This window comes from Collinsella aerofaciens (genome assembly GCF_025289055.1).
In the GTDB taxonomy this organism is placed as follows: domain Bacteria; phylum Actinomycetota; class Coriobacteriia; order Coriobacteriales; family Coriobacteriaceae; genus Collinsella.
In genome coordinates this window covers 32,744-54,248 of sequence record NZ_JAESIQ010000017.1, presented here as the reverse complement: position 1 = coordinate 54,248, position 21,505 = coordinate 32,744, and the positions used below count along the sequence as shown (strand labels likewise).

General features: G+C 57.1%; 16 protein-coding genes and 1 tRNA gene. 4 read left to right on the top strand and 13 right to left on the bottom strand.

What is annotated here, in order from left to right; all coding sequences use genetic code 11:
- Positions 1-150: 150 nt before the first annotated feature.
- From JMJ97_RS06450 to JMJ97_RS06435, 4 genes are all read right to left on the bottom strand, one after another.
- A complete protein-coding gene (locus tag JMJ97_RS06450) occupies positions 151-1,362 on the bottom strand; it encodes a twin-arginine translocation signal domain-containing protein (RefSeq protein ID WP_260699581.1) in 1,212 nt (403 codons plus the stop codon).
- A complete protein-coding gene (locus tag JMJ97_RS06445; RefSeq protein ID WP_117848466.1) occupies positions 1,362-1,625 on the bottom strand; it encodes a TIGR03905 family TSCPD domain-containing protein in 264 nt (87 codons plus the stop codon). The genes JMJ97_RS06450 and JMJ97_RS06445 overlap by 1 nt, the downstream gene beginning before the upstream one ends.
- A 128-nt stretch (positions 1,626-1,753) precedes the next feature.
- Positions 1,754-3,100 (bottom strand): adenylosuccinate lyase, encoded by a 1,347-nt coding sequence (purB, locus tag JMJ97_RS06440; protein ID WP_022093797.1) that lies wholly within the window; start codon positions 3,098-3,100, stop codon positions 1,754-1,756.
- Positions 3,101-3,394: 294 nt separating this feature from the next.
- Positions 3,395-3,469: transfer RNA gene (locus tag JMJ97_RS06435), tRNA-Gly, on the bottom strand.
- Between the two features lie 297 nt (positions 3,470-3,766).
- Here JMJ97_RS06435 and JMJ97_RS06430 point away from each other — a divergent pair.
- The gene (locus JMJ97_RS06430) at positions 3,767-7,195 is read left to right on the top strand and encodes a SpaA isopeptide-forming pilin-related protein (RefSeq protein ID WP_260699579.1); all 3,429 of its coding nucleotides are present in this window, start codon (positions 3,767-3,769) and stop codon (positions 7,193-7,195) included.
- Positions 7,196-7,261: 66 nt separating this feature from the next.
- Here JMJ97_RS06430 and JMJ97_RS06425 read toward each other — a convergent pair whose 3' ends face one another.
- Together JMJ97_RS06425 and JMJ97_RS06420 are read right to left on the bottom strand one after the other, a co-directional pair.
- Complete coding sequence (locus JMJ97_RS06425; protein ID WP_022094153.1) at positions 7,262-7,480, bottom strand: hypothetical protein; 219 nt, start codon at positions 7,478-7,480, stop codon at positions 7,262-7,264.
- A gap of 21 nt (positions 7,481-7,501) precedes the next feature.
- The gene (locus JMJ97_RS06420; RefSeq protein WP_260699578.1) at positions 7,502-10,699 is read right to left on the bottom strand and encodes a hypothetical protein; all 3,198 of its coding nucleotides are present in this window, start codon (positions 10,697-10,699) and stop codon (positions 7,502-7,504) included.
- A 198-nt stretch (positions 10,700-10,897) separates the two neighbouring features.
- Here JMJ97_RS06420 and JMJ97_RS06415 point away from each other — a divergent pair, with 198 nt between their 5' ends.
- Both JMJ97_RS06415 and JMJ97_RS06410 read left to right on the top strand, forming a co-directional pair.
- Positions 10,898-11,920 (top strand): helix-turn-helix transcriptional regulator, encoded by a 1,023-nt coding sequence (locus JMJ97_RS06415; protein ID WP_260699577.1) that lies wholly within the window; start codon positions 10,898-10,900, stop codon positions 11,918-11,920.
- Positions 11,907-12,824 carry a helix-turn-helix transcriptional regulator gene (locus JMJ97_RS06410; RefSeq protein WP_260699576.1) on the top strand — a complete coding sequence of 306 codons (918 nt, stop codon included), beginning with the start codon at positions 11,907-11,909 and terminating at the stop codon, positions 12,822-12,824. Before JMJ97_RS06415 ends, JMJ97_RS06410 begins: the two co-directional genes overlap by 14 nt.
- On the opposite strand, the gene JMJ97_RS06405 is transcribed toward JMJ97_RS06410, so the two are convergent.
- Together JMJ97_RS06405 and JMJ97_RS06400 are read right to left on the bottom strand one after the other, a co-directional pair.
- Complete coding sequence (locus JMJ97_RS06405; protein WP_260699574.1) at positions 12,821-15,715, bottom strand: helicase C-terminal domain-containing protein; 2,895 nt, start codon at positions 15,713-15,715, stop codon at positions 12,821-12,823. The genes JMJ97_RS06410 and JMJ97_RS06405 overlap by 4 nt on opposite strands.
- On the bottom strand, positions 15,709-16,674 hold the full coding sequence (locus tag JMJ97_RS06400) for a D-alanine--D-alanine ligase family protein (protein WP_260699573.1): 966 nt from the start codon (positions 16,672-16,674) through the stop codon (positions 15,709-15,711). Before JMJ97_RS06400 ends, JMJ97_RS06405 begins: the two co-directional genes overlap by 7 nt.
- 85 nt (positions 16,675-16,759) lie before the next feature.
- Between JMJ97_RS06400 and rlmN the strand changes: the two genes are divergently transcribed.
- The gene (gene rlmN, locus JMJ97_RS06395; protein WP_260699571.1) at positions 16,760-17,812 is read left to right on the top strand and encodes a dual-specificity RNA methyltransferase RlmN; all 1,053 of its coding nucleotides are present in this window, start codon (positions 16,760-16,762) and stop codon (positions 17,810-17,812) included.
- Positions 17,813-18,011: 199 nt separating this feature from the next.
- On the opposite strand, the gene JMJ97_RS06390 is transcribed toward rlmN, so the two are convergent.
- The 5 genes from JMJ97_RS06390 to JMJ97_RS06370 form a co-directional block, all read right to left on the bottom strand.
- The gene (locus tag JMJ97_RS06390) at positions 18,012-18,266 is read right to left on the bottom strand and encodes a hypothetical protein (protein ID WP_149926478.1); all 255 of its coding nucleotides are present in this window, start codon (positions 18,264-18,266) and stop codon (positions 18,012-18,014) included.
- Positions 18,256-19,161 carry a ParB/RepB/Spo0J family partition protein gene (locus JMJ97_RS06385; RefSeq protein WP_260699569.1) on the bottom strand — a complete coding sequence of 302 codons (906 nt, stop codon included), beginning with the start codon at positions 19,159-19,161 and terminating at the stop codon, positions 18,256-18,258. The genes JMJ97_RS06390 and JMJ97_RS06385 overlap by 11 nt, the downstream gene beginning before the upstream one ends.
- Entirely contained in the window at positions 19,154-19,954 is an 801-nt protein-coding gene (locus tag JMJ97_RS06380; protein ID WP_022093800.1) for a ParA family protein, read from the bottom strand. The genes JMJ97_RS06385 and JMJ97_RS06380 overlap by 8 nt, the downstream gene beginning before the upstream one ends.
- Before the next feature lie 134 nt (positions 19,955-20,088).
- Positions 20,089-20,826 carry a 16S rRNA (guanine(527)-N(7))-methyltransferase RsmG gene (gene rsmG, locus JMJ97_RS06375; RefSeq protein ID WP_229030414.1) on the bottom strand — a complete coding sequence of 246 codons (738 nt, stop codon included), beginning with the start codon at positions 20,824-20,826 and terminating at the stop codon, positions 20,089-20,091.
- Positions 20,827-20,922: 96 nt separating this feature from the next.
- Complete coding sequence (locus JMJ97_RS06370) at positions 20,923-21,492, bottom strand: Jag family protein (RefSeq protein WP_260699568.1); 570 nt, start codon at positions 21,490-21,492, stop codon at positions 20,923-20,925.
- Between the last annotated feature and the right edge of the window lie 13 nt (positions 21,493-21,505).

The following is a 21,505-nucleotide window of genomic DNA, read 5'->3' as shown; positions in this document are numbered from 1 at the left end:
ACGGCCCCCCTGTCTCAATTAGCTAAGAACAAGCCCATTTTAACGCACCTGAGCCCGCCGGATGCCGCTATGACGCGGCAGCTCGGCGGGCGGTACTCACAATTACAACGCGTTTATTCCCCTGTTGGCGCCTTTTTAACCCCTCTAAGCTTAAAGAGAGAATAGGCGTGCAGTGACCGTCTCTGGTATACCCTGGCTGTTGCGCACCGTGGCGTACGTAAGGAATGAGTCCGATTTTCCCGCCGTAGCTGGATAATCGCCATACTCCAAAGCGCGGTCGGGCGACAGCAGCGAGCCATAGGTCTTGGCAGAGGTGTCGATCAGGAAATGCGACGCCTGTACCTTAACAAGGTATTTATTCTTCTTGCCAGCCGCACATGCGAGCGGCTCACGGGACAGGAAGAGATACGGCCCTCCCTCATTACCGATATACGTGCCCATGTTGCCCAGGCTGCCCACGCCACTATAGGCCGCCTCGATAGAAAACACGAAGGTATCGCCCATATATACGGCCTCGAAAGGCGAGACTGACGAGGGAAGGACTAGCTGGGCACGTTTGGTGTTGTTGCCGTCGGTCAAATCGATTGCCGTTATGCCGTAGTAGACGCCCTCGTCGTTGCGGACACGCGGCGAGATGGTCAAAATGCCGTCGCTCGCGCGCGGGGCCGATGCAAAGCGACCCGTCGATTTCCAAATTATCTCAGCCTTGGATTCATCAAGCGAGCGACGATAGCAAAACGAATCGCTACTCGTTTTATTGCCACCTGCCGAGGGCATTTTATACCAGATGACTGATGACCCGAACGCCGTAAACAGCGGCGGATCGTAGTCCTTGCCACCTCGATCGAGCTCAACCACGTCGCCAGAGAGCGAAGCGCCCGACAGATTTTGAGCGTAGAGCTTCCACGATGAATTGGCAAAGTTCATCTCAACCCACGCGAATACGCCGTCGCCGGCACGGACATCGTAGAATGCATATCCCGTGCCCTCGATAGGATCCTCGATTAATGTGGTAAGCGAGCCATCGCCCAGGTTGAGCACACCGAGTGTGTTGGCGTGCAGTGCCGATGCGGGCGCCATCATTGCCGCGGCGTAATCGCCGTCGCAGTAGTACAGCAGCGTACCCAGAGGCAGCGTCCACGACGCCGCCGGCTCAAGATCGATGTCGACTGCCTCGTACTCATCCGTAATCGAGATGATTTTGGAATCATCCTTGATAACCTGCGGCTCGCCGGCGGCATCATCGCTGGTACCCTTTTTTTTCGAGCATCCGGCAAGCACCGTGGCAGCGCCCGCAGCAACCCCACCGAGCACAAAGCCGCGACGCGATATTCCGTTCTTGATGTGATCGGCGATACCCATTAGGCGATCTCGGCGCGAGCGGCCTCGATAGCGCGTGTAAGCTGGTCGGCGCAGGAGGTCTTTTTCATACCGCAGGTATTACCGGCGAGAACCTCGATTACGCGATCGGCAGGAGCGCCCTCGACCAGCTTGGAGATAGCCTTGAGATTGCCGTCGCAGCCGCCGGTAAACTCAACGCCCATCACCTTGTTGCCGTCATCGGAAAGGTCAAGGTGAATATTGCGAGCACACACGCCCTGAGGCTTGTAATCAAACGAAATCATGCGATCCCCTCTCAGAATGTTATTCGAGACGACTATTATCCCCGTCTTTCCCTAAATGCAACGAGGCGCTTTGCCGGCAACACACATTACCAGCAAAGCGCCCTAAAAAGCTAACGTTATGCCCGAACCTACTCGAAGCTCAGCTGCTCCAGGCGATCGAAGACCGTGTCGATACGGGTGAGGAAGTCCCACGGATCAAAGATCTCGTCGAGTTTCTCCTGGCTGACGGTGCAGCGCGGATCGGCCTCGAGACGTTCCTTAAAGGTAGGGCCGGAGACACAATCCTGTACCTCGTGCCAGGTTGCCATGGCGTTCTCCTGCACAATGGCGTACGCGTCCTCGCGGGTGATGCCCGTGTCGACGAGGGCGAGCAGGACCTTGGAGGAGAAGATGAGGCCGCGTGTCTTGTTGAGGTTGGCCATCATGCGAGCGGGATACAGCTGCAGGCCGTCGATAACGCGGATGAGGCACTGGAACATGTGGTCGAGGGCGATGAAGCTGTCGGCCTGGGCGACGCGCTCGGCAGAGGAGTGCGAAATGTCACGCTCGTGCCACAGGGCGACGTTGTCGAAGGCAACCTGCGCGTTGGCCTTCACGACGCGCGACAGGCCGCAGACCTTCTCCATGGTGATGGGGTTGCGCTTGTGCGGCATGGCGGAGCTGCCCTTTTGACCCTTACGGAACGGTTCCTCGGCCTCGAGTGTATCGGTCTTCTGCAGATTGCGAACCTCGGTAGCGATGCGCTCACAGGTGGCCGCGGTGGTGGCAAGAACGCCGGCGAGGTAGGCGTGATGATCGCGGCTAATAACCTGCGTGGACAGCGGGTCGTGAACCAGGCCCAGGTGCTCGCAGACATATTCCTCGACAAACGGCTCGATGGAGCTGTACGTGCCGACAGCGCCCGAGATGGCACCAAAGGCAACGTTCTTGCGGGCATCCTCAAGACGGTCCAGATCGCGCTTGAGCTCCCAGGCCCAAGAGCCAAACTTCATGCCGAAGGTCATCGGCTCGGCGTGGATGCCATGAGTGCGGCCGGCACAGAGCGTGTTGCGCTCCTCAAAGGCGCGACGCTTGCAAATCTCGCCGAGCTTCTTGACGTCCTCGATGATCAGGTCGCAGGCCTGGGTGAGCTGATAGCACAGGGCCGTGTCGCCCAGATCCGAGCTGGTCATGCCATAGTGAACCCAGCGGCTGGGCTTGGGGTCGCCCTCGGGAACATCGGCATCGATGTATTCCTTCATGTTGGTCAGGAAGGCAATGACGTCGTGGCGCGTGACTTCCTCGATCTCATCGACCTTCGCCTTCTCAAAGTTGGCATGGTCGCGGATCCACTGGGCCTCGTCTTTGGAAATACCGATCTTGCCGAGCTCCGCCTGGGCCTCGCAGGCCAGAACCTCGATCTCCTGCCAAATGGCGTACTTGTTCTCGAGGGAGAAGATGTGTCCCATCTCCGGGCGGGTATAGCGATCGATCATAGCGGCTCCTTTTTGGTTATTGGCACGTTGGTCGTAACCCAACCATTGTACCGTGCGCAGGTGCAAGTATGGGCAGCAGGCATTAACCTAACATTTTGGAATTGGAGCGGGCAACGGGACATCCGCGTATTTGCTTCGCAAATCCGCACCGGCTTCAGGCGCCTGTCGGCGCCTTCGCCTGCTCGCTACAAACGCTTCGCGTTTGCTTAACGCTCGCACCCTGGCGGGTTCGAGTCCCGGCGCTTGATAGTAAAAAGCACGGCAACGTAACGCTGCCGTGCTTGTGCTTCTAGCTGGAGCGGGCAACGGGACTCGAACCCGCGAGTGTCAGCTTGGGAAGCTGATGCCTTACCACTTGGCGATGCCCGCATATGTGGGGGATAGTATAACGCGGTTGTCTTGTTCGATACAAGGGTGTCGATGCTTGTTTTAGCTGTGGAGAATCGTTTGAAAACCGCGCCAATTGTGGAGATGAGGACCTTTGTCTTTCTTTTCTTACCATCTTCTACCTGCACTTTTATCTGATTGTTGTATTTGAGCTCGATTTGTCAGAAATCGGGCAAGCTTTTGGTCAGGCTCCGGTACTTACCCGCATGAACCTCGGGGGTAGCCTCATCCTACGCGTCGCAGCCTCCCCGTGCGGCGCACGAGGGATAAGGAGCAGTCATGTCCAACGCACCCACGCACTCTGTCCACAGCGCAATCGCAACAGGTCCGCTGCTCCTGCTCCTCTTCCTGCTTTTCGGCTGCCTGGCACCGGGAGCCGCATTTGCCGTCGATGGCTACGACCAGCTCGGCTTCCGCACTATTAGCGATGATTGTGGACCCTTCCTCATCGGCAAGTATGAAGCTCAAGACGCCTCGATTGCCTACTGCATGAACCAGGAGCGCCCCGGCCCCACCAAGCCGGGCGGCCCATGGCTCAACTTTGATCAAGGCTGGGTGTGGCTCGACGACGAGTTCGCGGCAATCGTTTGTCACGGATATCCTACCGCCACGTCGTTTGGCGGTTACCATCTTTCACCCGATCGCGCCCGCGCCGCAACCCAGCTTGCCGTATGGATGCTCAACGGCACTACCCATGTCGACGGTACCTATTCCTACACGACCGCTCAGGGCAAAACCAAGAGTGGGCACTTTACCGCCGACAATGAAGTCGTGGCGGCTGCGCGGTGGCTCCACGACAGCGCAAAATCAGGAAGCATCAAAGCCGCTCCGCACCGCGCGCGGCGCTATCTAGGAGCCGTATCGGGCGGCAGCAAACGTCAAGACATGCTCTATGTACTGCCGGCGGTCTCTGTTTCCTTCCAAAAGCAGTCTGCAAACGCTGCCATTACCAGCGGAAACAATACTTATCAGTTTGACGGGGCAACATTCGATGTTTTTGAGAGCACCAGCGGCGCGCGTGTCGACACCGTCCAGATGGACAGCAACGGTCGAGCGCAAGCAACACTTCTGCCCAACACGGCATACTACCTAGTTGAAACGAAGGCGCCGGCCGGCTATGTCCCCCGTCGTGATCGCATCGCCTTTACCACGGGGAATGACGGTGGACAGGTCGCCATTGATGAACAGCCCGGCACCATCAACCTGCGTATCGTAAAACTCGATGCCGCGACGAATGCCGGCCCCCAGGTGGGATCTTCACTCGCAGGAGCAGAGTTCACGTGTGTGTCGCAATCAACCCCTGGATGGGCGCAAATCCTCACGACCGACGAAAGCGGTCGGGCCACCCTCGCCGATGTCCCCTTAGGAACCTTTACCATCTACGAATCAAAAGCCCCCGAGGGCTACCTGCCATCCAACGACAGCTGGACCTATACCGTTGGAGCCGACCAGCTCGGCGATTCAGGCGTGGTCGAGATCGAATCTCGCATTTCCGATATCCCCATTGCGTTTAACCTTGAGATTTCCAAATTCAAGGATTACGGCAATAGCGATCAATCCGGCCTGGAGCAGCCGGCGGGTGGTGTTGTCTTTGAGGTTGTCAGCAACAGCTCTCAGCAGGTTGTTGGCACACTGACCACAAACGTCTATGGCTTTGCCTCCACCAAAGATCAGCCCGAAGCATGGTTCGGCGCAGGCAAGCGACCCGCCGGTGTCCACGGAGCCGTCCCATACGACCGTGCCGGCTACACGGTTCGCGAGGTTCCGGAAACCGTCCCCGAGGGTTTTAAACGTGCAGGGGAATGGACCGTCGGGGCCAATCAGATTTCCAACGGCGCCGAGCTTCAATATATCGTGGACAACCACGCTCTGTCGACGCATCTCCAGATTGTAAAACGCGATGCCCAAACAGGCGCTTCTGTTCCACTAGCCGGATTCACCTTCCAACTCCTAGACAGCAATCACGAATCTGTCTCACAAACTTGCTGGTATCCAACACATAACGTAATGGACACCTTTACGACTGACGCGACCGGGACCGTCACACTGCCCGAATCGCTCGTGCCGGGCACCTATTATGTACGCGAAACCTCGGCCAAAGAGCCCTATCTTGTCGGCGAGGAGATCGAGGTAAACATACCCGCCGACATGAACCTAACGCCCGTTGCAATCGCCTCGTATTATGACCACGCCGCGACCGGAAACATCAGGATCGTTAAAACCGATGCCATAGACGGCAGCAGCCTCGCGGGCGCCGTCTTTGAGATCCGTGCCTCGGGTGATATCGTGCGCCCCGACGGTAGCATTGCCGCGCTCGACGGTGAGACTGTCGCTACCGTCACGACGGATGAAACTGGAGAAGCACGCGCGGACAACCTCCCGCTGGGATCTGGCACCGCACGCTACGAGGTTGTCGAGACTCAAGCGCCGGCAGGCTTCTTGCTCGACCGGACAACCCATATTGTCGACCTTACTTATGCCGACCAGAAAACACCCGTTGTAGAAGCACGGCTTAACGTATCCGACGATTACACCAAGGTTGATATCTCCAAGGTCGATGCAAGCGGTGAGCAGGAAGTGGAAGGCGCACAGCTCACCTTATATGGTCCCGATAAAACCGAAATAGACTCCTGGACCTCATCCGACAAGCCACACCGCGTCGAACATCTTGCACCCGGCACCTACTCGTTGCGCGAAATGATGTCTCCGCGGACCTATGACCTTGCCGAGGAAATAACGTTTGAAATAAAGGATACGGGAGAAGTCCAATCCGTCGCGATGAAGGATGCGCCCATCGAGATCAAGGGACAGGTCGACAAGCGTCAGGAACTTGTCCAACCTATCGAAAAGGGCCTGTTGGCTAACGGCGATGGTAAAAACCGCGCCACGACGCAAACCAATAGTGATTGGCTTTTCTCCTATACCATCGATGCTCGAAACGATTCCGCTACTTGGGTTGATGAGTTTACGATTACCGATGATCTTGAGTGCGCCAAAGACGGCACAGCGAGATTCATCTCAATCGAAACCCCCGTCGCCATCGGCGACCTCAACGGTCTGTGCAACGTATGGTATCGCACGACGCCGTTGGACTCGACAGACGTCGATGAGCCGGCAAACGCGACACTTGACGATGGGCACGAAAATCCTTGGCTTGAGTCCGACGAAGTAAAAGAGAGCCTTGGTGAGGACTGTCGCCTCGTCGATTACGACGGTTGGCACCTCTGGAAGGCGGATATCTCGACCACGGAATCCACCACACTCGAGGCGGAAGAGCTCGACCTTGCATCCAATACCGTCGTAACGGGCATTCGAATTGAATACGGTGCGGTAGCCGCCGACTTTACGACTCGAAGCGATGCGGATTCTTGGACCCGCGATGATCTCAAAGATGAGCACGACGACCTTGACGATGCCAAAGCAATCCTTGGTGCAGACGCTCGGGGCGCAGTCGTGCACATGCAGGCAACATCGGCTTATACGCCCCAAACCGCACTCACCAACAGCGCACGCGTCGATCTTTGTCGCAACGGCGGCGATAAACTTGAGTCACATGACGAGGACTGTGTCATTCAACGCTGTACCCTACCGCAGGACCTACCGGCAACAGGACCAGTCCCCATCGCCGCTTGCATCACCGCGCTCCTGACCTCGGGTGCCGCAGCCCTATGGTTCGCTCGCCTTAGGTCGATCCCAAAGAACCGCTAGCGCGATGAAAAAGCGGGCGAGCCAGTCCCCTGGCTCGCCCGCTTTCAATCATTTAAATCGCCGTATCTACTCTGCAGACGAAGATCCACCATCAACGATTGCTTGCTCGGACTCAGGAATCCCATCGGCACCCGTGCTCTGTTCTTGCTCCACCTCTTCGCTGATTGCGGAGGCGGGGGTCGAGCCCTTCGCACCCACGATGTAGGCGGCCCCAAATCCTAACGCAATGGCAATCAAGGTCAAAATCACGTAGACAGGCCAATGGCGCTTAATATACGAAAACACGTTGACTCCTTAGAGCTCCGCCTACGAACGGCGGATAACCTCGGTAACGACCTCGGATACCGTGGCAATGTTCGTCGGGTTGACATTGTGGGGCAGGTCGTCCTCGGTACGAGCGCAAGCCAGACGTGTGCCGTCCACACCGGCGATGGTGAGGGCTCGGCGGCTCGCCTCGAGCGCGGCGTAGGCATCGGTCTTGGCATAGGGCATCTCGAGCGCGCCACAATCGACATGGAACGACTTGCAGACCTTGCTGACCAGGTTCATGATGCGGCGATCGCCCTTGAGCAGCTGTTGTTCGCCCTCGACCGTCACAACCGAAAGCCTACCGGCGCCGACGGATTCAAGATTGATGAAGAATACGCCGCGGAGCTTATCGCGATGCGAAGCCAAGAAGGCCTTCATGCCGGCGCCATCACAATCCGAGGCGCCCGTTGCCACAAACCAGATATCGTGACCGAGCAGCTCATCATCGCCCATAGAGGCGACAGCCGAGAGCATATCTTCGGAAGAAGCGCCATCGGAAGACGTAGCGCCGCCCTTCCAGCCATCGTTATCGTCCTCGAAGTTATCCCACGAACCGATACCGCGACCGGATTTCTTGGCATCGTAATCGTCTTCGACGCCCAGCCAGTCACTCATGCTGTCCTGCTCGTTTTTCTTTTTACGACCGAACAGGCCACCCAGGCCGCGCTTACGAGACTTGGGTGCCGCCGGGGCGGGAGCCGAAATGGTCTCGATCGGCTGCGCGCCCGACGCAACGGGCATAGGAGGCGCAACGGGTGCCGATGTGGGTTCGGGACCTTGGGCGGTAGCAAAGGGGTCGTTGACCTGGGCAGAGGGATCGGGAAGGTCGAACAGCGACGTGCGAGACGCAACGTTTGCCTGCTTCATAGACGGCAGCGACGGATCGGGGACCGAAGCCAGCGGAGACGAGGAAGGTGCAGGCGACGGTGCCGACGCCGGATCGGGAACATTCATCTGCGGACGCGGCGATGCCTGGGAGGAAATCTGGGCCATAAGGGAATCGACCGTTTCGTCCTGGGTGGGAGCGACATTGGCAACCGTGGCACCGGAACCACTCGGGGTCGGCATGGTGAAAATCTGCGTGGAATAAGGCCTCGACTCATCCGGCTCGGGAGTCTCGGAAACCGCAGGCACTTCCTCCTGCTCGACCTCGGTCGAATCACCTTGATCGGCTGCCGCGTATTGCTCTTCGTCAGAGTTGGCCTCGACGGACTCGTCCTCGGCAGCATCCTGAATTTCGGCAGCATCAATGGGCTCGTCATCGTCCACCGCGTCGCCCTGTTCATCGGAAATAGGAAGGGGCTCAGCAATCGCGGTGCCCTGCTTTTCAAACGTTATCGTGGAATCGAACTTCGCGGCATCAAACGACATGGTGCTATCGACGTGCTGCTGAGCCTCGAAAGACGTTGTTGCCTCAACAACATCCGCGGACGTCGGTTGCTGGGACTCAAAGGACGTTGTAGCTTCGGCGGCGTCGACGGGCACGGACTGCACAGCCTCGTTCTGCTCGAACTCTTGCGCCGCGAGCTCACGTGCCGCCTCGGCTGCCTGCTGCTGAGCGATAGCCTCCTGCTCGGCAGCCTCGCGTGCGGCAGCGCGCTTCTCCTCGAAGTCGTCGACAAATTTCTTGCCCTTTGCAAGTGCACCCTTAAAGAAGTTGGAAGCGCTGGCGCCAATCGACGAGAACGCGGATGCAATGTCGGCATGGGGCGTTGCCGCGGGAATCTCGGCCGAGAAATCAGTATCGCTCTCGTAAGACACGCGCCTCGGCTGTTCAACGTAATCGTCGTCAGACTCGTCCGCAACGTCTTGTGCCGGCGCGGCGGGAGCCAAAATGTCCAGTCCTGCCGCGGGATCGATCGCGGACACCGCCTCGGGCTCGGCAACGGCAGCGGCAACCGCGGCAGACTCATCATCCACGGTGACAGCGGGCGCAGGCGCAGTCACGACGGGGGCAGGCTCGGGCTCAAACGTCGGCTCCTCGCCCTCCTCGTAATCGAGCGTGCAGGACTCGGGAAGCATTCCGAGCGCACGGATGGCATCCGAACCAAAGCGGATGTTGCCGGCGGCATTGCGATAGAGCTTGGGCTCGGGCTCGGCCGCGACAGGCTCCTCCACCGGCTCGGCAGCGGAAACCTCGTCATTGAACTCTTCAGCCTGGGCAGCCTGGTTCTGATCCTCGGGCACGATGGCGCCGATCAGCGTCTCGTCGGCAGACGCACCCTCAAAGCCCTCGATCTGCTCGTCGAAAGCCTCACCCTGTTCGGGCTCGGTCTGAGCGTCGGGAGCAATCGGCTGACCGAATTCGTCCTCGGCGTAGGTAGGCTCTTCATACTCGATGGTGTTGCCGTAGTCGTTTTGCTGCTGGGCCGCGGCATATTCCGCCGCTGCGCGCGCCATTTCCTCGGCACGACACTTCTGCTCCCCAAAATAGGTATCGAACGGAACATCGTCGGGAAACTCGTTTTCGCCCTGGAAGGGAGCAACGTTGTCCATAACGCCGAGCATAGCGGCGACAGAAGACTTGTTGCACACCGCGCCGGACGTATAGGGAAGAATGTGGCGGTTAGAGATGATGTTTGCCGCGTTGGCGAGCGCAACGAGGGAAGCGATGATCGCGACAATCCACAGCAGAACCTTGAGCGCGCCGGGGAGCGACAGGATACGCAGGATGGCAACGGCAGCAGGGGCAACCGTGGCAACGGGCAACAGCTTGGCGATGAGCGCACGATACGAAGCACAGGGCTCGCGGGCGAGCAGCTCAGCACGGGGAGAGTCGTAGTGTGCGACAACGACCACCGGGCGGTTACGCGGGGACGCGAGCGGGCCCGAGGCCTTGTGGTAGGCGATGACATTTTGGCTCACGCCCGTCTTGCCCAGGCGCGAAACCACGGGGTGGCCCGTGCGTTCGAGCACGTAAAGAACGGCGCCGACAATGGCCAGTAAGGTGCCGACCAAGCCGATACCGCCGCCGATGCCCATCAGCAGGGCGCCGGCAAACGCAAGAATACCGGTAACGGCAAATGCCAACCTACTGGGCGCTGGGGCATTGAACTCCTGAACCTCGGGGTCAAAGCCGTGGTTGCGGAAGATCTGAGCGATATCCTCGGCAGCCAAGCGCTCTTCTTCGCTGCATGCCGGCGTAATGCCGGTGTTCTGCAGCAGGTGGTTAATATAGTTCTGGGTGTTCGCCATGTGCGCTCCACATCCATAATCCGACAAATAGGCCCAATGCATGCACATTAGAACCGTATATAGTCGAAAGTATACCCCGAGCGAGCGCAAACGACCGAATTCGGGCCATCTTAACGCCCCGAGCGGACAAGGATATAGCCTAATCTCCATATCGGACTAAAATCATGGCAGCAAACCACCTTCTCATGCGAGGACTCTATGACGGCAAGCGACACGACCGAGACAATTAAAAAGGGAAATTCTGAGCCCAGTTTCGATAAAACGGCTCAGCGCATCCTCAATCTTTTCTTTGTGCTCAATAGCTCCCCCGAACCGCTGACGACCGAGCAGATCGTCTTGGATTCCGACCTGGGATATGGCTCGGGCAACATCGACTCGGATAAGCGCAAGTTTCGACGCGATCGTGACAAACTGCTCGAGCGCGGCATCTTAATCAAGGAGGTTCGCCCCGCCGGCGCGCAGGAAACCGAGGAAAGCTCATGGACAATCGACCGCGAGCACACGTTTGCTGCAGGCGGCCTCATCACCACAGACGACGCCGATATCCTGCTCAACGCCATCGACCAGACACTAGCGGCCGGCTCATCCACTTTTGCCGCACCGCTTGCCGATATTCGCTCCAAGATTGCCTATCTCACCGGCAGGACGACGGTAGACGAGGCGCCGATCAGCCGCTCTCCCACCGTCGATGCGGTTTGGAGCGCCTTTGCCGAGCGATGCGCGCTGCGATTTTTATATCAGAACGGACGCGGTGAGCAGAAAGAACGTACCGTCTGCGTCTACGGCATGTTCGAGCGCGAGGGCGTGGCGTACTTCTGCGGCCTCGACAACGTCACCGGCGACATCAGGACATTCCGCTGCGACCGTATCGTTCGCGCTTGGCGTCCTTCGAAGGCCTACGTCATCCCCGCGGACTTCAATCTCAACGACTATCTGTTCTTTGAATTCGATTTTGCCGACCGGCCGCCCGTTGCAGCCACGTTCTCGTTCGCCCCTCAGACGCAGATCGATATGATCAACGGCCTCACGCGTGGGCGAGGTGAGCTCGCACACACCGATGTGGGATGGGCCTGGACCGTTGACGTGCGCGATCTTGAAGCCGCCGCCTCATTTTGCATGGCCCACGCCATGGACGGCATGAGGCCCATGGCCCCCAAATCGCTCAAGCAGGCGTGGAACCACCTCATCGAAAGGACGGTGCACGAGTATGCCCGTGCGTAAACTCACCAGCGAGCAGAGACTCTCGCGCGCCATCGACATCATGGAGGCCCTCTACGCCGCCGGCGAGAGCGGCATGACACGAACCGAGATTTGCAGTCGCTTTGACATCACAGGGGTATCGCTCGACGAGATTCTCGAGATCGTCTCGACGCTCGCGGACCGAGAATCGGGCGCGCGCATCATCTGCGAATACCGCGGCGAGCGTGTGGTCCTCACCGGTGACGCCGGGCGTGTGCTACCGCTGCGCTTGAGTGCCGCCGAGGGCGCTGTGCTCAACCATGAACTTGAATCGTTGGGGATCGAGCCGCATACGGCAGCTCGGATTCGACATGCCCTTCTACCCGAAGAGCTCGGCTATAACCAGCGCGTCTTTGACACCGTCAACCACGGGTCGCACTGGCAGCAGCTGAGCTGCGCCATTCAGGACGGCGTTCGCTGCCGCATCTCGTATCGCTCGATGGACGATGCACGGCCACGTGAGCGTCTGGTCGACCCCTTGCGCATTACGGCAAACGGCGACCAAACATACCTGATTGCCTGGGACATCGCAGTCGATGAGCAGCGCACCTATCGCATGGATAAAATCGAGGGACTCGCCTTGACGGAAGACTCCGTCGTGCCTCACGCATCGGACGTCGCATCCCTCCACGATTCCCTTGCCCGGACGCAGCGTAGTGCAAAGCTCTTGATGCCATTCGATATGGCGGAGCATCTGGACTGGGCCGGCATCACCCTAATCGAGCGCAGCGGAGCAGACATGGCAACGGTAACCGTGCATTACGGCTCCGAGCGTTGGCTACTGAGCCAGATAATTGCAGCGGGCGGAGCCATCCACATCTTGGATGACCCCGCCCTGTCAAAGCGTCTGTGCGATATGGCAAAAACCCTCGTCTGTCCGCTTTAGCGCCGCCGCTCGTGGCGTGCGCGCCACAGTTGCAGATAGTGCCCGATCTGCGCCGATTCGATGCGCTGGTAGGAGCTCGTGGGCAGCGACGTTAAGAACTTCTTTCCGTAGCCCTTCGTCACCAGGCGCGGGTCGGCCAGAATCAGCACGCCGCAATCGGTCGACGAGCGGATAAGGCGGCCGGCCGCCTGCTTGACCTCGAGCACCGCCTCGGGCAGCGAATAGCGCGCCCAAGCGCGGTCTTCGCGCAAGTTGCGCTCGCATGAGAGCGGGTCCGTGGGGCTCGAGAACGGCAGCTTGGGAATGATGACGCAGCGCAGCGTCTCGCCGCTGGCGTCGAATCCCTCCCAGAAGGCCTTAAGCGCAAAAAGCGACGAGGTCGGCTCGTTGATAAACCGGTCGCGCAGGCGACGAGGAGATGAGTTGCGCTGCTGGCAGTTGAGTTCCAGACCCGCACGGGCCATCTTGGGCTCAACGCGGGTGTACAGGTCTTCCATGTCGCGCCGATTGGTGAACAGCGTGAGCACCGATCCGCCCATGGCAAGATGGGCGTCGACCAGCACGCGCTCGAGCGCCGTAAGATAGCTCTCACGATCGCGCGGATCGGGTATATCGCCCGCAACGACTACAGCCATGTTCGAATCAAAGTCGTAGCTCGAGTCCAAGTGCAGCGATGAGGATGTTGAAGCACCGATGCGATCGAGGCCGACCGCGTGGTTAAAGTGTTCAAAGCTTTTGGACACCGTCATGGTCGCCGAGGCAAAGATAGCCGTGTGAACCTCGGGCAGCCACTCGGTTGCCAAGGCCTCGCCAATGTCGATGCGCTCTGCGGTCATTGACTCTCCGCCGGCACGCAACCTGCGATTGACCTGCAGCGAATACACGTAGTGTTCATCGGTGCCGTCGATGATGAGTTTGAGGTTCTCGGCCAGCTCGTGCAGGCGGCGCGAAATATCACCCAGGTCGACAACAACCTCGGGCTTGTCGGCGGCGACGGCTTGCACCAGCGCGTCGACGCTCTTGTCAGCCTGTTCCAACGCGTCGATGGCAACGTAGGCCGACTGTAAGAAATCATGCCAGTCGTCAGATTCGCGCAGTTCGGGGCCAATCCATAGATTGGCATTGTCATAACCCCCACGGGCACGGCGGCCGAGCTCGCGAACGCCATCGAACACGTCGGCGATTGCCATGCTCGCGCGCGCAACCGTCGACGTCGCCTTGGCAGTAAGGCCCAGATAGAGCGTAGAGCCCTCGGAGGTTGCCAAATCACGGGAAACCTGGCTTAGCGCGCCGGTGCTCGAGCCACCCAGACGCTCAAACAGAACGCGTGATTCGTCCGCCGATACCACGCGCGCCCACTGACGGCGTGCCTCGCGCTCGATGGAATGGGCCTCGTCGATTACCCAATGACGAATCGGAGGCAAAATCCTGCCCTCGGCCGCGACATTGCGGAACAGCAGGGAATGGTTGGTGACCACCACATCGGCATGCGCCGCACGACGACGAGCGCCGTGGACCAAACATTTATCAGGGAAAAACGGGCAGAGGCGACGAGCACACTCGCGCGAGGCCGTCGTAAAGTCGGGGCGGTTGACGCTGCGCCACCGAATGCCAAGCGAGTCGAGGTCGCCATCGGCTGATTGGCAGACGTACGCCATAATGACCGCGACCGCCGTGAGCGTGTCCGCCGGATCGCGCTTGGTGGTAATCTCAACCTGGCCGCGGCTCATGCGCTCAAGCTTGCGCAGGCACGGATAGTGGTCATACCCCTTGAGAGCGCAAAATGACAGACCACCGTCCAGTTGCTCGGCAAGTTTTGGCAGCTCATGGTACATGAGCTGGTCTGCAAGATTGTTCGATTTGGTCGCAATACCAACCGTGATGTTGTTACGGCGTGCCGCCTCGGCAAAAGGCACCAGATAGGCCATCGATTTGCCGACGCCTGTGCCCGCCTCAATTACACGATGAGTGCCCGTGACCAGCGCATCGCGGACCTCGAGCGCCATCGCGATCTGCTCATCACGCGGCTCGTAAGTGGGATACATGCGATTGACCAGGCCACCTGGCGCATAGTCTGCCTCAATCTCCTCACGACTCGGCATCTTGAGGACCGGCAGTTCGTCGGCGTCCACCCGATCGTCGGCGCGATCGGCCTTGAGAACGTCAGCACGAGCGGCGCTGAGAGAGAAGATAGAACCAGGGTTCTGCCCTGCCAAGAATGAGAAGATAGGGCGATAGGACCAAGGCACATCCGGATGCATGTCGGCTAGGCGCGCCATGAGGCCCTGGGGCAAGTCGGTGAGCGCCACGAGCAACACGCGCCATACGCCACACAGGGCGTCGACGTCGGCATTGGCACGGTGTGATACCGAGTCACAGCCAAACAGATCGGCCATAAAAGACAGCTTGTGCGAGGCCAGGCGCGGAAGCGCGATGCGCGACAGCGCCAGCGAATCGATCCAAATATCGCTCACGTTGACGCCGCCTTTGACCGACTCGATAAACGAGCGGTCGAACGTGGCGTTATGTGCGATCACCGGACAACCACCGACAAAATCGGCGAGAGCGGCGACGGCCTCAACGGCCGACGGGGCATCTGCCACGTCGGCATTTGTAATGCTCGTGAGCTCGGTAATCTCGGCGGGAATCAGCTGCTTGGGATGCACGAAGGTATCGAAACGGTCGACGATCTCGCGGCCCGAAAGACGGGCCGCCGAGATCTCAATCAGCTCATTGTCCTGCACCGAAAGACCTGTGGTCTCGGTATCGAGGACAATCACATCTTCCTCGATAAGGCCAAAGGACTGCGTTTTGGCGCGTTCGGCTAGCGTGGCATAGGAGTCGATGACAAACTGCGGCGTTCCTGACGAAACCGCGTCCTCGATTAGCATGCAATGCCCGCTCGACAAAGGCCCATACGGATTAGGCTGTCACAGACCTGCGGGAACGTCATGTCGTCGGTGTGGCGGATCTCATCCGGATACAGCGACGTATCGGTCATGCCGGGAATGGTATTGGTCTCGAGGATGACGGGGCCGTCCTCACTCACGATAAAGTCGCTGCGCGAGATACCCAGGCAACCGAGAGCCTTGTGAGCGGCACAGGCAAGCTCCTGAGCACGAGCGTAATTCTCGGGCGAAATCTGCGCCGGAATGCGATGGATGTCTGTAGGGTCGACATACTTCACGTCCAGATCGTAGAACTCGCAGTCCTTGGGCTTACGAATCTCGACAATCGGCAGAGCGCGCACGTCGTCCTCGCCGTATACGCCGACGGTGATCTCGGTACCCTCGATGCACTTCTCGACCAGCACTTTGTCGCCGTACTCAAACGCCTTGGCGATTGCCGCGGGCAGCTCGGAGGGCTCATGGACCAGGGAAATGCCATAGCTGGAACCGTTGACGGCCGGCTTCACAAAGCAGCGCTCGCCACAAACCTCGACGATATGATCGATATCGACTTCATCGCCCACCTCGAGCGCAAGGCCGGGGGCAATGGGAATGCCCGCCTTGGCGTACAGGAGCTTAGAGACCTCCTTGTCGGCACCGCAGGCGCTGGCAAGCACGCCCGAGGCCGTGTAGGGGATACCCAGGGTCTCCATGGCGCCTTGCATGGCGCCATCCTCGCCGCCGGCACCGTGCATGGCGATAAACGCCACGTCAAAGCCGCCGGTCGCCATGGTTACCATAAAATCATCGGCAGCCGTGTCGAGCAGCTCCACCGAAGTGTAGCCGGCCTCCTTCAAGGCAACCACGACGTTCTTTCCCGAATTGAGCGAGATCTCGCGCTCAGCGGAATGACCGCCCGCCAAGACCGCTACGTGCATGTTCTCTAGGCTTTTACCCGGCATGGGCAGACTCCTCCTCTATAATTTCTGCAGCTGATACCATATTGTAGCGATACCCTCTACGTTTCCCCAAAATCGAAAGGCTTCCATGAATCCCAGGACTAAATCTCAGGACATTCGCGACTTGAGCCAAAACGATATTCGCGAGCTCGTGGCCGAGCTTGGCCAGCCCGCCTTCCGCGCGAAGCAGCTCATCGAATGGGTCTTTGAGAAGAACGTTTGTTCGTTTGACGATATGACCAACCTTCCCAAGGCTTTCCGCGAGCAGCTTAAAGAGGCTTTTGCCTTTGACACGCCGACTGAACTCACCAAGCAGGTTTCCAAAGATGGCTCTCGCAAGTATCTGCTCGAGTACCACGACGGCGTTTCCGTCGAGACCGTCGGCATGCCCCGTCGTAACAAGCTTTCCGTCTGCGTTTCCACCCAGGCAGGCTGTGGCATGGGCTGTGCCTTTTGCGCTACCGGTCTCAACGGCCTCAAGCGCTCTCTGACCGCTCAAGAGATCGTCGACCAGGTACTTCATGTATCCAACGACTTTGGCGAGCGCGCCACGAGCGTTGTCTTCATGGGCCAGGGCGAGCCGTTTGCCAACTACGACGAGGTTCTCAAGGCGCTGCGAATCCTCAACGACCCCGATGGCATCGGTATCGGCGCTCGTCACCTCACTGTCTCTACCAGCGGCGTTATTCCCGGTATTCGCAAATTTGCCGACATCCCCGAGCAGTTCACGCTTGCCGTTTCACTGCATTCCGCCATCCAGTCGACGCGCAATAAGCTCATGCCCGGTGTTAAGAAGTACACGCTGCTTCGCCTTCACGAAGCGCTTCAGCTCTACACCGAGAAGACTGGCCGCCGCCCGACCTATGAGTATGCCATGATTGAAGGCGTCAACGATACGAATCCCGAGATGCAGGCGCTCTGCGACTTCTGCGAGGGAACGTTGTGCCACGTTAACCTAATTCAACTTAACGACATCGAGGGCAGTCCGCTCAAGCCGTCGCCGATTCATAAGGTTGAGGATCTTCAGCGTCGCCTTGAGTCCCGTGGCATCGAGACAACGATTCGTAACTCCCGTGGTAACGATATTGACGCCGCTTGCGGACAGCTGAAGCAGCGCTTCAAAGTTCAGAAAAAAGCATAGGGGAGTCGCACCCCAAAACGTTTCATGTGAAACATCGAACAACCCCGGTTGCAGGATATGCAACCGGGGTCGTTTCATTTATGGACCTTAATTTTGAATCAGCTGCTACCTGTCCCATTTTTTACGGCCAAAATAAGGGGTCCTTATCTCATGAATCAGACAAGGACCCCTCAAAATATGCTGAGTAATTGTTAGGTACCTAATAGCCTACATTTTCCCATTGGTTGCTGACCCAACCTTGATTTATCTTGGGATTCTTCGTTACCTGAGCAGTACGCATGGCAACATCTTCCGTCATAACATCCATTTTCTTTTTGGAAGTATCGACGATATCTTGCGCGCTACGAAGCAAACGACCTCGAAGTTCATCGTCTGTCGCGATCTTATAGCCAGCAAAGGCACCAGCCGCGACAGTCGTCGCCAATGCAATCGCAGTTAAAATCCTATTCCTCATCTTGGCCTCCTTGATCAAACTGAATCATTTCGCCAAGAATACGAGAGAGCTCTTCCTCGTCTTTAAACTCAATCTCAATCTTATTCTTTCCACGCGAGCTCTTAACACGCACGTTGGTATTAAAAACCTGACGAAGCACGCGGGCAGCCTTTTTAAAAGACTGAGGCGTTGCAGGCCTCGGCGTCTTAGGTGTCTCTCCGGCAGAAAACAACGGAGCAAGATTTTCTGTCGCTCTTACGGAAAGGCCCTCTGCAACAACCTTCTCTGCAAGTCGAATTCGAGCGTCCTCATAGGGAACTGCAAGAATCGCACGTGCATGACCAGCAGTAAGTTTGCCCACAAAAATCATCTGCTGAACAACTTCAGGGAGATCGAGAAGGCGCAGCGAGTTTGTAATTGCAGAGCGTGACTTGCTGACTGCCTTCGACAATGCCTCCTGGGTCATACCGCTGGCATCGATAAGCTGGCGATAGCCCTTAGCCTCTTCGACGGGATTCAGATCAGAACGCTGAAGGTTTTCGATCAGAGCAAGAGCCAGCATCTCTTCATCATTAACATCTTTAATGATGACAGGCAGCTCCTCAAGACCAGCAAGCTTTGACGCTTGGTAACGACGCTCACCAGCGATGATCTCATAGCCGTTTCCATGCTTGCGAACCAAAAGCGGCTGCAAGACGCCATGTTCTTGGATTGATTCGCTCAACTCACGAAGTTCAGTTTCGTTAAAGTGAATTCGCGGCTGATTAGGGTTGGGAACGATATCCTCAATAGGTAGTTTTGTTTCAGATGCGGCATTCGAAGCCGATGCAGCCGAACCACCGGTCTCATACTCGGCCTCTGAGACCAAAGCATTGAGTCCACGTCCCAATCCGCCACGTTTCTTTACACTAGGCACGCTTGATCACCTCTTTTGCAAGGTTCATATATGCTTTTGCACCCTTATTTTGAGGTGCATAGGTAATTACCGGTTCCCCAAAAGACGGAGCTTCGGAGATTTTAACCGTACGGGGGATCAACGTCTTAAATGCCTTATCACCAAAGTACGATTGAACCTCCTCAACAACCTGATTCGATAGAGAAGTACGCGAGTCATACATGGTCATAAGCACACCGTAGGTGTCTAAGCCCTTGTTCAGACGAGATTTGACCATCTTCATTGACTCAAGCAGCTTCGTAACGCCCTCGAGTGCGTAATACTCGCACTGGATCGGAATCAAAACGCTGTCTGCTGCGGTCAAAGCGTTGATAGTAAGCAGGCCGAGCGAAGGAGGGCAGTCAATGAAAATAAAATCGAACTCGTCCTGAATCGGCTCAAGCAAATCTTTGAGACGGGTTTCACGAGCAATTGCGCTTACGAGTTCAATTTCCGCGCCTGCAAGCTGAATTGTAGCCGGAATTACGAATACCTTTTTGCAATTTGTATCAAGAACAAGCGATTCTGCCGGCACATCATTCAGCAATGCATCATAGATGCAGTGATCAAGGTCTTCTTTTTCAATTCCGAATCCACTGGTGCTGTTTCCCTGCGGATCAAAATCAACAATCAGTGTCTTACGACCCTGCTCACCCAGTGCTGCTGCAAGGTTTACAGCCGTCGTTGACTTACCGACGCCGCCTTTTTGATTGATGATTGCAATGATACGCGTGTCTTTTGCGCTCTTAGAACGCTTAACGTCGCGAAATCCCACGGTCCCTCCTGGTGTGTATTAAAGCTGTCAAACGGAGGATGTTTCACGTGAAACATTCCGAATCGATAGCAACTGCTATGTTTCACGTGAAACACTGCAAGCTGTTAGTAACCATTATGTTTCACGTGAAACATCTAGGCAAGCGGATTCTTCTTTGCCATGCCATTTGCACGAGGCAATGAAACGGATGCTGAATGACTCTTCTTAAGAACAATGAACTCCCTGTGACCCAAGCCTTCAGGCAAATCAATTGCGTCATTCAGAAGCAAAGTGAAGCCGCAAATCTTAGCTGCTGACATGCCGGAAGCAAGCTCCTCATCCGAAGGATTGCCCTTGGTGATAACAAATAGCCCTCCATCCTTCAGGTACGGAGCCGCATACTCAACAAGAATCGGTAGAGGGGCCAGTGCACGGGCGGTTACAACGGAGAACTGCTTCTTATGGCTTCGAGCATATTCTTCAAGACGATCATGAACCGCATGAGCATGTTTCAATCCAAGAGCATGGACAAAGGAATTAACCGCATCAACCTTCTTGCCAACAGAGTCAATATAAGTAGCTTTACGATGCGTGGTTATGGTTAATGGAATACCAGGGAAGCCCGCACCTGTTCCCATATCGAGCAAAGCTCCCTCAGGAGCCTTATTGATATAGGGGAGCAAAACAAGTGAGTCGAGGATATGAAGTACGGCAGCATCTTCTACGTTAAGAATACGGGTGAGATTGGTTGTCTTATTTGTTTCTAGAACCAAATCCAAATGCTGGATACATTTCCTCAGCTCAATATCAGTTACGCTCAAGGAATATTCTTTGCAATAGGAAGTTAGGCGACTCAACATCTCGTCAGCCTGCTGATCGGTAAGTACAAACAACAGAAGCTCCTTTCTGACAAAAATCAGCGTATCGAGAACTTTTGACAAAAAAAGGGGACGTGGAAACCACGTCCCCCTAGCATAAGCTCGAGTAGATTATCGAGCAACAATCACCACATGGCGATCAGGGTCAGAACCCTCAGAATGAGTATCGACTGCATCGTTGCCACGAAGTGCAATGTGAACCAGTCGGCGCTCGTAGGCATTCATGGGCGGAAGCGAAACACTCTTATGAGTGCGGATGGCACGCTCGGCAGCAGACTGAGCCATGGAGGCGACCTTATCCTGACGGCGACTCTTGTATCCCTCGACGTCCACTACAACCGGATACCTAAAGCCAAGCTTGCGGCTCACCAGCAAAGAGAACATAACCTGAAGAGCATCAAGAGTGCGACCATGACGGCCAATGAGAACAGCAAGGTCGGGAGCCGTTACATCCAAAATCAGCTCACCCTCGTCGCCCTCATACTCATCGATAGGAGAGTTGGCGGCATCGAAGTGCAAAAGGATGGAACGCAGGATGGAAATCGCAACATCGGCAATGGTGTCGAGCTCCTCATCGGTCAGCTCTTCACCAGCCTTGTAGCGCTGTGCAATCTCGGGATAATCGCCCGCGACCTGCGGGGCAACCTCCTCAAGCATATCCTCGATGATCTCTTCAGACATAACGTACTCCAAA

Coding starts and splice junctions, on each gene's coding strand:
- JMJ97_RS06450 (WP_260699581.1), bottom strand. CDS start 1,362: ATGGGTATCGCCGATCACATCAAGAACGGAATATCGCGTCGCGGCTTT.
- JMJ97_RS06445 (WP_117848466.1), bottom strand. CDS start 1,625: ATGATTTCGTTTGATTACAAGCCTCAGGGCGTGTGTGCTCGCAATATT.
- purB (WP_022093797.1), bottom strand. CDS start 3,100: ATGATCGATCGCTATACCCGCCCGGAGATGGGACACATCTTCTCCCTC.
- JMJ97_RS06430 (WP_260699579.1), top strand. CDS start 3,767: ATGTCCAACGCACCCACGCACTCTGTCCACAGCGCAATCGCAACAGGT.
- JMJ97_RS06420 (WP_260699578.1), bottom strand. CDS start 10,699: ATGGCGAACACCCAGAACTATATTAACCACCTGCTGCAGAACACCGGC.
- JMJ97_RS06415 (WP_260699577.1), top strand. CDS start 10,898: ATGACGGCAAGCGACACGACCGAGACAATTAAAAAGGGAAATTCTGAG.
- JMJ97_RS06410 (WP_260699576.1), top strand. CDS start 11,907: ATGCCCGTGCGTAAACTCACCAGCGAGCAGAGACTCTCGCGCGCCATC.
- JMJ97_RS06405 (WP_260699574.1), bottom strand. CDS start 15,715: ATGCTAATCGAGGACGCGGTTTCGTCAGGAACGCCGCAGTTTGTCATC.
- JMJ97_RS06400 (WP_260699573.1), bottom strand. CDS start 16,674: ATGCCGGGTAAAAGCCTAGAGAACATGCACGTAGCGGTCTTGGCGGGC.
- rlmN (WP_260699571.1), top strand. CDS start 16,760: ATGAATCCCAGGACTAAATCTCAGGACATTCGCGACTTGAGCCAAAAC.
- JMJ97_RS06390 (WP_149926478.1), bottom strand. CDS start 18,266: ATGAGGAATAGGATTTTAACTGCGATTGCATTGGCGACGACTGTCGCG.
- JMJ97_RS06370 (WP_260699568.1), bottom strand. CDS start 21,492: ATGTCTGAAGAGATCATCGAGGATATGCTTGAGGAGGTTGCCCCGCAG.